General features: G+C 71.4%; 15 protein-coding genes. 2 read left to right on the top strand and 13 right to left on the bottom strand.

All coding sequences use genetic code 11. The annotated features are described in order from the left end of the window. Positions 1–305: helix-turn-helix transcriptional regulator (locus AB0I53_RS36420; protein ID WP_358613306.1), on the bottom strand; the 305-nt coding region annotated here is incomplete at its 3' end. Positions 306–442: 137 nt separating this feature from the next. Here AB0I53_RS36420 and AB0I53_RS36415 point away from each other — a divergent pair. Both AB0I53_RS36415 and AB0I53_RS36410 read left to right on the top strand, forming a co-directional pair. Then, complete coding sequence (locus AB0I53_RS36415; RefSeq protein WP_358613304.1) at positions 443–655, top strand: zinc finger protein; 213 nt, start codon at positions 443–445, stop codon at positions 653–655. Positions 656–759: 104 nt separating this feature from the next. Beyond that, positions 760–1,056, top strand: a complete 297-nt coding sequence (locus tag AB0I53_RS36410; RefSeq protein ID WP_358613302.1) for a hypothetical protein — start codon at positions 760–762, stop codon at positions 1,054–1,056. 198 nt (positions 1,057–1,254) lie between these two features. Here the strand turns inward: AB0I53_RS36410 and AB0I53_RS36405 are convergent, their stop codons facing one another. From AB0I53_RS36405 to AB0I53_RS36350, 12 genes are read right to left on the bottom strand one after another with little or no spacing between them, the layout of a single operon-like run. Continuing rightward, on the bottom strand, positions 1,255–2,331 hold the full coding sequence (locus AB0I53_RS36405) for an NAD(P)-dependent oxidoreductase (RefSeq protein ID WP_358613300.1): 1,077 nt from the start codon (positions 2,329–2,331) through the stop codon (positions 1,255–1,257). Next, positions 2,328–3,554, bottom strand: coding sequence for an adenosylhomocysteinase (locus tag AB0I53_RS36400; protein WP_358613298.1), 1,227 nt, complete (start codon positions 3,552–3,554; stop codon positions 2,328–2,330). Before AB0I53_RS36400 ends, AB0I53_RS36405 begins: the two co-directional genes overlap by 4 nt. Further along, on the bottom strand, positions 3,533–4,252 hold the full coding sequence (locus tag AB0I53_RS36395; protein WP_358613296.1) for an HAD family hydrolase: 720 nt from the start codon (positions 4,250–4,252) through the stop codon (positions 3,533–3,535). The genes AB0I53_RS36400 and AB0I53_RS36395 overlap by 22 nt, the downstream gene beginning before the upstream one ends. A gap of 34 nt (positions 4,253–4,286) precedes the next feature. After that, entirely contained in the window at positions 4,287–5,006 is a 720-nt protein-coding gene (locus AB0I53_RS36390) for a histidine phosphatase family protein (protein WP_358613294.1), read from the bottom strand. Positions 5,007–5,029: 23 nt separating this feature from the next. Next, a complete protein-coding gene (locus AB0I53_RS36385) occupies positions 5,030–7,504 on the bottom strand; it encodes an adenosylhomocysteinase (protein WP_358613292.1) in 2,475 nt (824 codons plus the stop codon). Further along, positions 7,501–8,310, bottom strand: a complete 810-nt coding sequence (locus tag AB0I53_RS36380; protein ID WP_358613290.1) for an S-methyl-5'-thioadenosine phosphorylase — start codon at positions 8,308–8,310, stop codon at positions 7,501–7,503. The genes AB0I53_RS36385 and AB0I53_RS36380 overlap by 4 nt, the downstream gene beginning before the upstream one ends. A 26-nt stretch (positions 8,311–8,336) precedes the next feature. Further along, positions 8,337–9,779 carry a hypothetical protein gene (locus tag AB0I53_RS36375; RefSeq protein ID WP_358613288.1) on the bottom strand — a complete coding sequence of 481 codons (1,443 nt, stop codon included), beginning with the start codon at positions 9,777–9,779 and terminating at the stop codon, positions 8,337–8,339. A gap of 28 nt (positions 9,780–9,807) precedes the next feature. Beyond that, positions 9,808–10,767, bottom strand: coding sequence for a PfkB family carbohydrate kinase (locus AB0I53_RS36370; RefSeq protein WP_358613286.1), 960 nt, complete (start codon positions 10,765–10,767; stop codon positions 9,808–9,810). 7 nt (positions 10,768–10,774) lie between these two features. Beyond that, positions 10,775–11,197, bottom strand: coding sequence for a RidA family protein (locus tag AB0I53_RS36365; protein WP_358613284.1), 423 nt, complete (start codon positions 11,195–11,197; stop codon positions 10,775–10,777). Beyond that, complete coding sequence (locus tag AB0I53_RS36360; protein WP_358613282.1) at positions 11,194–11,940, bottom strand: SDR family NAD(P)-dependent oxidoreductase; 747 nt, start codon at positions 11,938–11,940, stop codon at positions 11,194–11,196. Before AB0I53_RS36360 ends, AB0I53_RS36365 begins: the two co-directional genes overlap by 4 nt. After that, positions 11,937–12,575, bottom strand: a complete 639-nt coding sequence (locus tag AB0I53_RS36355; RefSeq protein ID WP_358613280.1) for a DJ-1/PfpI family protein — start codon at positions 12,573–12,575, stop codon at positions 11,937–11,939. Before AB0I53_RS36355 ends, AB0I53_RS36360 begins: the two co-directional genes overlap by 4 nt. Continuing rightward, the gene (locus tag AB0I53_RS36350; protein ID WP_358613279.1) at positions 12,575–13,648 is read right to left on the bottom strand and encodes a hypothetical protein; all 1,074 of its coding nucleotides are present in this window, start codon (positions 13,646–13,648) and stop codon (positions 12,575–12,577) included. The genes AB0I53_RS36355 and AB0I53_RS36350 overlap by 1 nt, the downstream gene beginning before the upstream one ends. Between the last annotated feature and the right edge of the window lie 41 nt (positions 13,649–13,689).

Genomic DNA, 13,689 nt, shown 5'->3' with positions numbered 1-13,689 from the left:
TAGTCGGCGAAACTCGCGGGCATGGCCTCGTCGTAGGCGTCCCACCAACCGCGCCGCCGGGCGTCGCGAGCCGTCTTCGCCAGCCACTCGGCTACTTCGGGTTCAGCTCGGTAGAGATCGCACAGCACGCGGACGTCCGATACCGAAACGCCGATGTTCGCGGTCTCTACTTTGGACACCTTCGACCGCGACCAGTCCATCTCCTGCATGACCTGATCGGGAGTCACTCCTGCTTGCTCGCGAAGGCTCCGCAACGTGGCCGCGAGGCGGCGCTTGCGAACTGTCGGCAAAGAGCGCTTGGCCATGCGCACACCGTATCCGATCACCCGATACGGGCTGATTGGAAAATTTTCCAATCAGATATGTTGCCCGCTGATCTCGATGCTGACACTCTCTGTGTTGTCAAGGCAACGAAGAGTAGCGACAAGCTGAGGGGGTCCCAGTGTCCGACTACTTGACCTACGTCTGGCGCCCGGTCACGGGAGGCCGCCACGCTTTCCCCATCACAGCAACGAAAACCCCTGCGGGTGTGCCGTTGGTGGCGTTCTGCGGAGCGGAGGCGGACGCAGCAGAGCTGCACGACAGGTCCGAAGTGGACTGGATCAGAGAGAACACGTGCATGCGCTGCTGGCGCATCCTCGCCGCCCGCCCCTGATCACCCGGTGGCTGTGCAATTTCGCGAGAAATTGACCGTCACCTGGGTGAACGTCAATTTCTCGTGAAATTGCACCCACTCACATCACGGAAGGAACCCTTGTCATGTTCTGGATTCAGCTCAGCACGTTCGTCCTGTTCAACCTGTTGATCCTGGCGATGCTCGCCAGTCAGCTGCCCGCGCGGGCGATCGCGTTCTCGGCAGGTCAGCATGCCGGAGGTGGCGAAGGCGCTTACACGGTTTGGCACCTCATAGCCGACATCGAAGCCGAAACCCGAGTGGCCGAAGAGCATCGGGCGGAACGAGAACCTCCCGGCATACCACCGGGATTCCCCACCGCGGACCCCGACGAACCCGTCGACTTCGACGAGCCCACTGGGCGGCACCACCTGCGTGCCTGAATGCTCGTGAGTGTTTGTTCCGGTTCTTACCGGAGCAAACACTCACGAAACCTGCTTCCCAAGCCGGGCCGGTGCGGTGACCTTTCCCCGACCTCCGCCGCACTGGCCCATCCCGGTGGCCGGGCGCGTATTCCCCTCCGCAACGTGCCCGGTCACCGACCAATTCCCATGTCGTTCCCCCGCGCTTTCCCCGCGTCGTCAGAGCCTCCGCGTCTCGGCCAGTCGCATCAGCTTCATCGCCGCCACGCGGTCTCCCACCGCTCCCGGCAGTTCGTGCAGCCCCGGATCGTGCTGTTCGGCGAGAAGCTGGTCGGCTCCCAGCAGTGCCAGCGCGACCTGGAGCTCGGTGACCTCGGTGGTCTGCTCGCCGACACCGGGTGGCCCGGTGCCGTCCCCTGCGAAGTAGATCCGGGTGCCTCGACCCAGCTCGTATTCGGTGAGGCCGGGCCGGATGTGCGTGCGCGCGGCGCTGACTCCGTCGAGCCCGTGCACGATCTGCTCGGCGAGCCGGGGATCCACCACGGCAGCCAGGGAACCGTCCGGCAGCGAGGTGATGTCCACCAGCGACGGCTGGCCGGTGAAGATGACCATCGACGCCTCGGTGACCGCCGCGTCGCGGGACCGGACCTCGTGGCCCTGGAAGTGGGCTCCGAGCGCTTCGACCGGGTCGGGCTCCACGACCACCACCCGCATGCCCATCGCGGTGCAGTAGCCCGCCACCATGCGGCCCACCGCGCCGAACCCGATGACCGCGACGCGCCGTCCCGCCGGCTGCAGGTCGGCGCACGCCATGACCTGCCACAGGGCCCGCTGCCGCGCCTCCGCCAGGTGGAGCAGCGCGAACATCCGCGGCGGGTGGGCTTCGAGCACCGGGATGTCCAGCCGGATGTTCAACGGCGCCGATTCGGTGCGGTTGACCACCCCGAGCAGCGCCCTGGTGATGTCGGGCCCGGCGCGATGCGCGATCCGGGTCAGGAAGCCGTCGTGGTCGAAGAGCAGGTCCGGCGCGAATTCCCGCAGCACCGCCTCCGCTTCGGCCTGCCCCAGCAGGTTCTCGTCGTCGCTCGCCGCGGTGCCGCGGTGGGCGAGGTGCACCTCGCAGCCCAGTTCGCCCAGCGCCCTCGCTAGAACGAGGTCGGCACCGCCGGGATCGACCAGCACGAGGGCCTTGCGGTCGCGCATCGGCACGCCGCACCACTGCGCGAGCAGCTCGCGCAGCGCGGGCATCTGCTCGATCCGCCAGTCTGGGTGGACCGCCATCGCCGTGTCGGTCATCGCACCGTCACCGCCTCCACGTCGCCGGGCATCGAGATGCCGAGGCTCGCGAGGCGCGCGCGGGCGATGGCGTCGTCGACTTCGGGCGGCAGCGAATGCACCCCCGGCGGGATCTCGCCCCGGGCGAGCAGTCGTGCGCCGAGCGCCTGCACCGCGAACGTCAGGTCGATGACCTCGATCTGGTTTCCCGCCCCGCCGCTGATGTTCACCAAGGCCCCCTCGCAGAGCACGTTGATCCGCTTCGCCCCCAGCCGGTAGCAGGTGAGGTGCTCCGACACCGGCTCGCCGACCGCGCCCGCCGCGACGAGGCCGGGCAGGTCGATCTCGAAGTCGCTGTGCCCGGCGTTGGCCAGCACGACCCCGTCGTCGAGCAGGTCGAAGTCCGCGCCCTCGAGCACGTGCTCCACGCCGGTGGCCGTGATCACCAGGTCCGCGCCCGGCAGGCAGGTGGCGTGGTCGCCGACGGCCATGCCGTCCATGTGCGCTTCCAGCGCGCTCACCGGATCGATCTCGATCACCGACACGGCCGCGCCCAGCGCCCTGGCGTAGATCGCCAGGCCCCGGCCCACCCAGCCGTATCCGAGGATCGCGATCCGCTTGCCGGACAAGAGCATTCCGGTGAGCCGGGAGATCGCCAGCAAGGTGGTCTGGCCGGTGGAGTGCCGGTTGTCGAAGAGGTGCTTGCAGCGCGCCTCGTCGACGGTCAGCGAGGGCGGGAGCCGGACGGTGCCCGCTGCCGCCAGCTCGCGCATCCGCACGGTGCCGGTCGTGGTCTTCTCGCAGATGCCCCGCACCTTGGCGAGTTTCTCGGGCTGGTGCTCCGCCATCAGCACGACGAGTTCGACGCCGTCGTCGAGGATGAGGTCCGGTTCCGAGTCGCCGATGGCGAGCAGGCCAGCGCGCCAGTCCTCGACCGGCTCGCCGCGCCGCCCCACGGTCTCGATGCCGTGCCGCCGGAGGTGCTCCACCACGTCGTCCCGGGTGGTGCGCGGATTGCTGCCGCCCACCACGACCTCGGCCCCGGCGTCCTGCAGGACGGTCGCCAGGAATCCGGTCTTCGGGTCGAGGTGCAGGGCCACCGCCACCCGCAGGCCCTGGAAGGAGCCGTCGCCGACCAGCTCCCGGACGTAGGAATCCAGCAGCGGGGAGTTCCGCTGGATCCACGCCATCTCGCCGGCGACGCCGCCGGAGTCGGGAACGGTCACGGTGTCGTGGTGGTCCACGTCGGCCTCCCGGTGTCTTGGTCCGGCTGTCGGTGGCCCAGCAGCGCGGTCACGGCGTCGTGCAGGTTTTCGGCGATCGGCACGCCCAGCGCCTCGAAGTGCTCCCGGGAGTGGAGCGCGTCTCGGCCCGCGTGGTACAGCACGCAGTGCGCGCCGCACTCCCGCGCGGCCAGCGCGTCGTCCACGCTGTCGCCGACGAGGAGCACGCGCTCCGGGCGCGCACCGATCTCGGCCAGGTGCCGCTCGAGGTGCGGTGCCTTCTTCGCGGCCTCGTCGGTGCGCAGCCCGTCGATCCGCCGGAAGAACGCGGTGATCTCCGCGGTCTCGACCAGCGGCAGCAGTTTTTCGTGCGGGTACATCGAAAGCAGCGACTGGGCGAAACCCGCCTCGCCGCACCGCTGCAAGACGTCGCGGGCCTGCGGGTGCAGGCCGACGTTCTCCCGGTAGCGGACGTAGGTCTCCTGGAAGGCCTCGGCCAGCCACTGCTGCTCGTCGTCGCTGAGATCGCGCTCGGCGAGCCGGTCGTAGAACAGCGGGATGGGCTGGGTGTGGCGCTCCTGGTAGCGGGCTCGCGTGACGGCCGGCAGCCCCGCTCGGGCGAAGATGTCGATCGTGGCGTCGATCAGCGCGGCGGTGTCGGCGAATAGTGTGCCGTTCCAGTCCCACACGATGTGGTCGATCTCGGCGAAGCGCGTCAAGTCGTTCTCCTTTCCACGCGCGGCATCGGCGGATTCAGCGGACGTGTTCTGGTACGGGGTGTTCACGGGGAGAGCTACTACCAGAAGACGCTTGTCCCGGAAGGGCTTCGTCCGGATTCCTACGCCATTCGGGTGGCAGGTGGGACACGTCGCCCAGCCCGCGCAGCCGCACGCGGTCCTGGTCGAAGGTGAGCTCGGTGACCGAACCGACCGGTGCCGCGGCCAGGTCGCGGTAGCGGGACAGCGGGATGCCCAGCAGGAAGCAGGCGGCCAACCGGACCGGGGCCTTGTGCGTCACCACGGCCACCGCGCGGCCCCGTCCGAGCGCATCGCGGACTGCCGCGACCACCCGCGCCGCCACCTCCAGGCCGGATTCGCCGCCCGGCGGGCAGTGCAGCGCCGGATTGCGCTTCCAGGACTCGTAGCGCTCGTCGCCGTGCAGGTCGGCCGGTTTCTTGCTCTCCCAAGCACCGAAGGACAATTCGCGCAGGCGATCGTCCACTTCGTACTCTCCCGTGCCGCGCGTCAGCTGCTCGGCGGTCGCCCTGGCCCGGGTGGCGGGGCTGCTCAGGACGAGGTCGACGCCGTCGAGCGCGGGATGGCCGGCCAGGTGCCGCGCCATGATCTCGCCGGTGGCGGTCAGCGTCGCGTCGTGCGCGCCGCAGAACCTGCCCTCGACGGTGCATTGCGTCTGCGCGTGCCGGATGAGCAGGAGGCGGCCGGGGGCGGGCGGCGAAGTGCGTTGGGGATTCATGGTTTCTTCCGCATCGGTAGGGGTCATCGGGGCGGGTTGTCGCCGCGCAGGCGGAGCCGCATCGCCGAGGCGATCGCCGACAGGGCGTAATCCCCGGACTGGCCGGGCATCGCCCCGACGGACGGGCGCGCGGCCGCCGACTCGCGCAGCGCTTCGCAGGTCGCGTGGAGCTGGGTGGCGAACGAGATGTCCTGCGCCGCGTACGGGGTCGGCTCGCCGTGCGGGTGCGACAACTCCTTGTCGGGCAAGGCGATCCGGATGACCCGCTCGTGCGTCAGGTGCGCCATCCGCAGGCCGGCCACGCCGGTCCGCCACTTCGCGGCGGTCCGGTGCAGCGCGCCGGCGTCGATCTCCTGGGCCTCCGACGCGACCACGAGCGCGCCGGTGCGCATCTTCCCCAGGTGCGTTTCCCGGAGCGTGTCGGCGTGACCGGTGGTGGTGCAGATGATGTCGGCGATCTTGGCGGCGTCCTCCATCGGGAGCACGTCGAAGCCGTCGAGGACCGCCATCAGTGCTCTAGTCGGCTGGACCTCGGTCACCACCACCCGCGCGCCGATCCCGCCGGCCCGGGCCGCGACCCGGGAGCCCACCGCGCCGTACCCGGCGACCGCCACCACCTGTCCGGCGATGGGTTCGCCGCCGACCACGCCGATGACGTCGATCAGCGCCTTCGCGTGCGAGTCGGAGGCGACCACGGCGGCCGTCGAGCGGTCCGCGGTGATCACCGGGAAGCGCAGGTAGGGCCGCTTCTTGATCAGCTGCGCGCCGCGGGTGGTCCGCTCGACGGCGAACTGCGGAGCGGGGAATTCGACGAACTCCTCGTGCATGGCGGTGGTCAGCACCGCGTCGTCGTCGAGAAGCGCCGTCGGCCCCTCCCGCCACGCCGCCAGCGAGCTCCGGATCGCCGAGCGAACGCCGCCGGGCCCGGTCGGATCGTGCACCACGCAACCGGATTCGCGCAGGTGGTCGGCCACCTCCCGGTCGAAGTGCCGCGCGCTCGTCGCGCACCACACGACGCCGGCGCCCATCGCCCGGGCGGTGTGCGCGGCGACCGCCGAACCGGCCGTCACCAGGCCCGCGATCAGCAGCCGCCGGCCGGCCAGCGGCTTCGAGGAGCTGAAGTCCCGGCGCAGCGCGGCGAGCGCCGGCATCGAGTCCTCCGCGAGGTCGAGCCGGGCGAACGCCGTCGTGCCGCCGATGTAGCCGCCGCGCGAGCTGCCGCCCTGGTCGTCCAGCGGCGAGCGCATGCCCGAGCCGTACGGCGGGCGCGGGCGCGCGGCGACCTCGGCGTCCCAGCCCACGCCGAGCTGGCGGAGTTTCCGGCGCGCAACCTCCTCGTCCTGCTCCTGGTCGACCTCGTGCACGCCGGGGCCGAAGTCGCTCGCCTTGTCGGCCAGGTGCAGCACCGCGAGCGCCTGGTTGGTGAAGGTCAGGTCCATCGCCTCGCTCGGGTTGCCCTCGGCCGCGTCGAGGTTGACCAACCCGCCGCCGGAGAGCAGGTCCACGTGCCTGCCGTCGGTGAGGAAGTGCCGCTGGACGTGCGGCCCGACCTCCGTCACGTAGTCGGTTCGCCTCGCCAGGTCCGCCAGGTTGATCTCGACGACCGAGTGGCCGGTGTTGCACAGGATCGCGCCGGAGGGCAGCAGGTCGAGGTGTTCGCCGGTGACGACGTCGGGCTGGCCCGTCGCGGTGCACACCAGGTCGGCGTTCCGGGCGGCCACGGCCATCGACTGCACGTCGAAGCCGTCGAGCCTGGCCCGGATCGCCGTCAGCTCGCTGCGGCAGGTGATCGTCACGCGGGCACCCATGCCGCGGGCGCGCCGGGCCAGCCCGCGGCCGACGTGCCCGTACCCGCACACCACGAACCGCTTGCCGGCGAGGAAGGTGCCGGTCGCGCGCAGGATTCCGTCCAGTGTGGACTGACCGGTGCCGTGGGTGTTGTCCACCTCCCACTTGGTCACGACGTCGTTGACCAGCAGCACCGGGAAGGTGAGCTGCGGGCGCAGCTCCTCGCGCAGGATCTGGCTGCCCTCGGCGGTTTTCTCGGTCGCGGCGATCAGGTTCGGGAACGCCTCCGGGTTCTGCACGATGGCCCGCAGCATCGACCCGCCGTTGTCGATGGCCAAGGTGGGGCCGCCGTCGAATGCCCGGGCGCATTCGACGACGGCCTCCTGCACGGCCTCCGGGGTCATCCCGCGGCGGCCGAACACCCGCACGCCCGTCTTCGCGAGGGCCGCGGCGACGTCGTCCTGGGTGGAGACCTCGTTGCCGCCGGTCCAGGCGACCTCCGCGCCGGCGGCGGCCAGGAGCTCGACCAGCACGCCGGTCTGCTTGGTGAGGTGCACGCACCCGCTGATCCGGTGCCCGCGCAGCGGAAGGGAAGCGCGGAGATCGGCTTGCAACCCGTCGAGCACGGGCATCTGCGAGCGCGCCGCGCGCAGCGACCCCTCGCCCTTCGCGACGAGCTCGGCATCGATGGGCGATACCTCCCAGGTCATACGATCGCTCCGTCCAGCGCGTGCCTGCACGCGCAGTCGACGTCCTCCGGCAGGGCACCCACGAGGCCGCGGACCATGTCCAGGACGTGCTCGGAGTTGGCGTTGAACGCCTTGAGCACGCCGGCGTGCGAGACGACCTCGGACTCCTCCGCACCGGCCACTTCCTTGGCGGCGACGTCGTAGTCGGTGATGTAGGAGACGTTGGAGTAGCAGAGTTCCAGCTCGCGAGCCAGAACGACCTCCGGGAACTGCGTCATGTTCACGAGGTGCCAGCCCTGGCCGCTGAACCACTTGCTCTCGGCCGCGGTGGAGAATCTCGGCCCCTGGATCACGACCACCGTGCCGTTGCGGTGCACCCGGGTGCCCATCCCGGTGAGGGTTTCGTAGGCCAGCTCGCGCATCCGGTCGCAGTACGGGTAGGCGGAGCTGATGTGCGCGGAGGTGTCGCCGCCGCTGAAGTAGCTGTCCAGCCGGCCCCAGGTGCGGTCGACGAACTGGTCGACCAGCACGAAGTCGCCCTTGCGGTACTCGCGCTGCAGGCTGCCGACGGTGTTGAAGGCGACGACCTGGCGGACGCCGAGCTGCTTGAGCGCCCACAGGTTGGCGCGGTAGGGCAGCTCGGAGGGCAGGAAGTCGTGGTTGCGGCCGTGCCGGGGGAGGAACGCCACGCGCCGCCCGGCGACCTCGGCGATGCTGATCGGCGCGCTCGGCTTGCCGTAGGGAGTGTCGACTTCGACGTCCGTGCTGTCGTCCAGGAACCGGTAGAAGCCGGTTCCACCGATGAGGGCGATCGTTGCGTTTTCCATGATGTGTCTCCTCACTGCCGGCAGGTTCACTTGCGGTGGGAGTCGACGCCGATGTCGGCGCGGACCATCCCGGTGAGCTTGTCGAGTTGTGCGGCGACATGAGGGGTGTCGGCCAACTCGCCGTACAGCCGAATCCCCCCTTCAGTCGAAGACGGGCGCAGCAGGAACCACTGCCCGTCCCCGAGCCAGCACTTGATGCCGTCCACCTCGGTGATCCGCTGCGGCCGGGCGCCGAGGACCTCGGCGAGCGCCCGGACGCCGATCGCCCGCAGCCGGTCCGGCTCGGCCGATCCCGGCACGCGGGTCTCGAACCAGCGCAGCGCGCCGTTGCGCGTGCGAACGTCGTCGACCAGCACGGACAGCGGTGCCCTGGTGCGGTGCAGGACGTCGGCCAGCGCGGCGACGGCGGCGAAGGGATCGCGGTCGAGGCCGTGCTCGGCGAAGCCCAGATCACCGACGCCGCCGCAGGCCGCCGCGGCGAGCCCCTGCGCGAGCAGCGGCGAGAGGTGTTTGAAGCCGATCGGGTGTTCGTCGATCTCGTAGCCGAGCCGCTCGGCGACGCGGTGCACGATCGTGCCGGTGGCGACGGTGATCGCGACCCGCCGCGCCGCGCCGGTCGGCTCGTCCGCGCCGCGATGTTCGAGCAGCAGCGCGAACAACTCGTGCGGCAGCACCGATTCGCCGCGGTCGTCCAGCACGTACATCCGGTCGCCGTCGCCGTCGAGGACGATCCCGAGATCCGCTCCCGAGACGAGGACTTCCTGCGCCGCGCGGGTCCGGCTGGCCGGCGAGGACGGATCCGGGATCAGCCCGCCGAAGTCCGGCATCGGTTGGCAGCCAACGGGAATCGGCCGCCAGCCCAGCGCCGTGCACAGCTTCGCCATCGGAGTTCCAGCGACGCCGTGCAACCCGTCCACGACGACGCGCAGCAGGCGGCGGGCCGGTTCCCGCGCCAGGGCCGCCGCGGCCGTCACGTGCGGATCGGTGAAGTCGGCGGCCGGTTTCCACGTCGTCGTCGCGCGCGCGTCGCCGGGCGGTGGGCTCGCGTCCGCGGGCCGGCTGAGCAGCTCGACCACGCGGCGCTCGGCCTCGCTGGTCAGCGGCGCGCCCGGGGCGACCTTCGCCTTGACGCCGTTCCAGTTCGGCGGGTTGTGGCTGGCCGTGATCAGCAGGGCGGCGTCCGCTGCGCCGGTGCGCACCGCGTGCGTCGCGGTGGGCGTCGGCAGGTGCGGCACCACGGTGTTGCGCCGCACGCCGAGCGCTTGTGCCGCCGCGGCCACCGCGTTCGCCGCGGCTTCGCCCTGCTCACGGCCGTCGAAGCCGATCAGCAGGTCGTCGCAGGGCTGGGCCTGCCGAACGACGCGCAGGATGCATGCGGCCACGGTGGCGGCGTTGGCGGCGGTGAACTCGTCGCCGATCACGCCCCGCCAGCCGTCGGCGCTGGGGCGCGGTCCGAGTGGGGGGTTCACCTGGTTCTCTCCTACGAAGAGGTGCGGATCACGTCAGTGCATCGGCCACTTCGGACAGTGCGGCGAGGTGACCGCGGGCGCCCGGTGCGGTGACCGCCAGCGCGCCTGCCCGGTTTCCCAGCTGGAGGCGGCGCTGCGGCTCGAATCCGGTCAGCGTCGCGAGCACGTAGCTCGCGGCGAAGGCGTCGCCCGCGCCGGTCGGGTCCACCACCTCGACCGGCACCGAAGCGCAGTCCCAGCGCCGCCCCGAGCGCACCAGCCGCGAGCCGCCGTCGCCGAGCGTGATGACGAAGTCCTGGTCGTCCCGGGCCCGGCCGGCGGCCTCCAGCGCCCGCTGGATGTGCCCGAACTCGTCCCGGTTGGCCAGCACGACGTCGCATTCGGGCAACAGGTCGGCGATGACCGGATCCCGGGAGTAGATGCCGCCCGGGTTCCAGCACAGCAGCGGCCGGTGCGGCGCGGCGCGCGCCAGCCGCACCGCCTCCTGCAACGCCGCGCGGCTGGGATCGAACAGCACGACGGCGTCGTAGTCGGCGAAGTCGACGGCGGCGAGGTGGGCCTCGGTGAGCAGTTCGTTGGCGCCGCGCACCAGCAGCATGTAGTGCTTCTCGTCGAAGACCGGGATCACCGCGTGCCCCGTCGCCGCGCCCGGGTGCCGAACGATGGGCGAGGTGTCCACGCCCCGCTCGGCCAGGTCGGCCACGATCCAGTCGCCGTGTTCGTCCGTTCCGACGGCCGCGGCGAGGCTCGCCCGCATGCCGAGCGCGGCGAACGCCGACGCGCAGTTCCCGGCGTGCCCGCCGACGGAGGTGATCGACTCGGTGACGAGCACGGCCCCTTCGTCGGCGGGTTCCTTCGGGGCGAGCAGGATCGTGTCGACGTTCAGCGATCCGACGAGCAGCACCCGCGAGCGCCCCGCCACGTCGGCGAGCTCCGCCGCCGGCGAGACCACCCCGGCCGGTGCTCCGGGGCCGAGCTGGCTGGACATCGCGGGTTCACCCCCTCCCCGCGGGCACGATCGCGATGGCGCTGATCTCCACGCGGCACCCGGGTTCGGCCAACCGCGCGACCTCGACCAGCGTGCTGGTGGGGGCGAGCCCGGCGAGGACCTCGTTGCGGACCGCGGAAACGCGGTCGAAGTCTCCTGCCACGTCGGAGAGGTAGAAGATCAGGCTGACCACGTCGGCGAGATTCCCGCCGGCGGCGGCCAGCACCGCCCGGATCCGGTCGAAGACCACCTCGGTCTGCTTGCCCGCGTCGTCCGGCGCGATGACCCCGCCGGCCGCGTCGGTCGCCACCTGCCCGGTCACGAACACCCACCGGGCGTCCGCGGGCACCTGCACGGAGATGCCCGGCGAGTAGTTGCCGATCGGCTTGGAGTGCCCCTCGGGCACCAGGAAGTCCTTCTGGAGCGTCATGTGGGAACTCTTTCTGGATAGGGCCCGTACGTGGATGTCGTGGCGGACAAGCGGATTTCGCGGACCTCGACGTGCGCGGGCAGCGCGAACAGGCCGTCGACGACCTGGGCGACGTCCTGCGCGGAGAGCGCGCCGGCCCGGGTGCCCGGTCGCGCGTCCGCGTGCGCCCCGGCGAAGTGGGTGTCCACCCGGCTCGGCAGCACGAGGCTGATCCGCAGCCCGCCCGCGCGGTGCTCCCGGCGGGCGACCTCCAGCAGGGCGAGGGTGCCCGCCTTCGCGGCCGAATACGCCGCGCGGTCGGGGAACGGGTGCACCGCCGAGTCCGAGAGCACGCCGACCACCAGCGGGTGCGCCGCCCGGCGCAATGCCGGGAGCGCGGCCTGCAGGACGTGGAAGGCGCCGTCGAGATTGGTGCGCAGCGCGGCGGACCACTCCGGCGCCGGAACCTCCGCCAGCGGCCGCCACACCCCGGCGCCCGCGTTGAGCACCAGGCCGGTCAGCTCCGCGGAATCCGTTGTGCCGGAACGGATTCCTGCTTCGACCTGATCCCGATCGCCGACGTCGACCGCCTGCTCCACCACGGCCGCGCCGTGGGCGCGCGCCAGCTCCGCGGTTTCGCCGAGGTCGTCCCGGTTTCGCGCCCACAGCACCAGGTCGTGGCCGGTGCGGGCCAGCGCGAGCGCGATCTCCCGGCCGATCCCGCGGCTCGCGCCGGTGACGAGCACCCGCCCTCGGCCGCTCATGACGAGCTCCGCAGCTCCGGTCGTGCGATGCGTCCCGGCACGATCTCCATTCCTTCCGACACCGTCGCCGCCAGGTGCGGCACGAGGTCCTTGATCAGCTGAAAGGCGAGGTCGACGGACTTCACGGAGGTGCGGTGGTCGCCGCCGACGGTGCACAGCCGCCCGTCCCGGACCAGCCCGGCCGCCACCACGCCCACCGAGTCGGGGGCGAGGTCCCCGCGCTTCGCGTGGTGCACGGCGACCGTGCGGCCCCGGGCGACGCCGGCCGCGGCGATCAGCAGCGCGCCGGAACACACGCCGTAGACCGGCGTTCCGGCGGCGCTCGCGTCGCGTACCGCGGCCAGCAGTTCCTCGTCCAGAGCCGCGTCAGCGGCCCCGCGCCCGCCCGGGATCACGACCGCGTCGGCAGCGGTGAAGTAGCGCAGATCCGCCGTCACCCCGATCGGCACGCCGCCGGACGTGCTGAGGTGCGGGACCGAGCCGGCCAGCCGCACCTCCAGCTCGTCCGGCGCGACGCTCGCGGCCTTGGCCAGCACCGCGTACGCGCCGAACAGGTCCAGCTCGTTCACGCCGGGATAGGCCAGAACCGCGATCCGGGCCGGGACGTGGCGGTGCGCTCCGTCGGCGGACCGCATCACCGACCGGTCGCCACGTCGGCGGCTTCGAGCTTGCGGAAGCCCTCCTCGACCATGTCCGGCGTGTAGCTCGGGTGGCCGCCGGCCGGGGACTTCAGCACGCGCACCGCGGCCACCGGGAAGCCGGGCAGCTCGGCGCGGCGGCTCGCGGCAGCGACGCGGATCAGGTCGATGATCACCCCGGCCGCGTTGCTGGAGTCCTGCACCTGGAGCTTGAGGTCCAGCGAGATCGGCGTGCCCGCCCACCCGAGGCCCTCGATGTTCAGCACGGCCACCTTGTGGTCCTTGAGGTGCCCGATGTACCCGGCGGACGGGATGACCTCGATCTTGTCCGGGCTGACGTTGTCCTGGGCCAGCGCGTTGATCTTGGAATCCCGCTTGCTCGCGCCGTGGTCGCGCAGGTTGCGGAAGTCCTCGTTGCCGCCGAAGTTGAGCTGGTAGGAGCTGGCCAGGGTGAGGCCGCGCTCGGCGATCAGCCCGAGCAGCGCCCGGTGCACCACCGAGGTGCCGAAGTGGCTGGCGAGGTCGTCGCCGACGAGCGGGACGCCGGCGGACTCGTAGGCGGTGAGCAGCTCGGGCGACCGCGCGACGATCTCCGGCGTGCAGTTGACGAACGCGACCTTGGCCTCCAGCGCCGCCTTCGCGTACGCGTCGGCCGCCCACTGCAGCCCGGTCGGCAGCGAGTAGAGCAGCACTTCGGCGTCGCTCTCGCGCAGTTCGGTGACGATCCGCCGGAAGGCCTCGGACTCCGGATCGGCGTCCGCCTTGGTGAGGCCCGCGGTGACCTCGAACTTCGGGTCGGGCAGTTCGACGTCGAGGCGCGGGTAGTTGTTCGGCTCGGCCAGGACGGCCTCGGCGAAGCGTTTGCCGACCTTGTTGGGGTGCAGGTCGAACGCGGCCACGAACTCGATGTCGCTGACCCCGAGGCCGCCGATGCGGGCGCGCTTGATCCCCGGGAACTCGGACTCCGGCACGCCCTGGGCGGCCAGCTTCGCGTAAAGCTGGGAGCCTTGGAACAGCGCGGAGATGTTGTTGCCGACACCTGCCACGGCCAGTCGTAGCTTGGCGGTCATTTCTCTCCTATCTTCAACGGTCGTGCGATTGCCTGCCACCG

It is taken from the genome of Saccharopolyspora sp. NPDC050389, assembly GCF_040655595.1.
Taxonomy (GTDB): domain Bacteria; phylum Actinomycetota; class Actinomycetes; order Mycobacteriales; family Pseudonocardiaceae; genus Saccharopolyspora.
This window is presented reverse-complemented; position numbering and strand designations above follow the sequence as displayed.

What these genes read in the sequence shown, in the direction of transcription:
- AB0I53_RS36350 (WP_358613279.1), bottom strand. Translation starts at nt 13,648, where the DNA reads ATGACCGCCAAGCTACGACTGGCCGTGGCAGGTGTCGGCAACAACATC.
- AB0I53_RS36365 (WP_358613284.1), bottom strand. Translation starts at nt 11,197, where the DNA reads ATGACGCTCCAGAAGGACTTCCTGGTGCCCGAGGGGCACTCCAAGCCG.
- AB0I53_RS36360 (WP_358613282.1), bottom strand. Translation starts at nt 11,940, where the DNA reads ATGAGCGGCCGAGGGCGGGTGCTCGTCACCGGCGCGAGCCGCGGGATC.
- AB0I53_RS36390 (WP_358613294.1), bottom strand. Translation starts at nt 5,006, where the DNA reads ATGAATCCCCAACGCACTTCGCCGCCCGCCCCCGGCCGCCTCCTGCTC.
- AB0I53_RS36355 (WP_358613280.1), bottom strand. Translation starts at nt 12,575, where the DNA reads ATGCGGTCCGCCGACGGAGCGCACCGCCACGTCCCGGCCCGGATCGCG.
- AB0I53_RS36405 (WP_358613300.1), bottom strand. Translation starts at nt 2,331, where the DNA reads ATGACCGACACGGCGATGGCGGTCCACCCAGACTGGCGGATCGAGCAG.
- AB0I53_RS36385 (WP_358613292.1), bottom strand. Translation starts at nt 7,504, where the DNA reads ATGACCTGGGAGGTATCGCCCATCGATGCCGAGCTCGTCGCGAAGGGC.
- AB0I53_RS36380 (WP_358613290.1), bottom strand. Translation starts at nt 8,310, where the DNA reads ATGGAAAACGCAACGATCGCCCTCATCGGTGGAACCGGCTTCTACCGG.
- AB0I53_RS36370 (WP_358613286.1), bottom strand. Translation starts at nt 10,767, where the DNA reads ATGTCCAGCCAGCTCGGCCCCGGAGCACCGGCCGGGGTGGTCTCGCCG.
- AB0I53_RS36410 (WP_358613302.1), top strand. Translation starts at nt 760, where the DNA reads ATGTTCTGGATTCAGCTCAGCACGTTCGTCCTGTTCAACCTGTTGATC.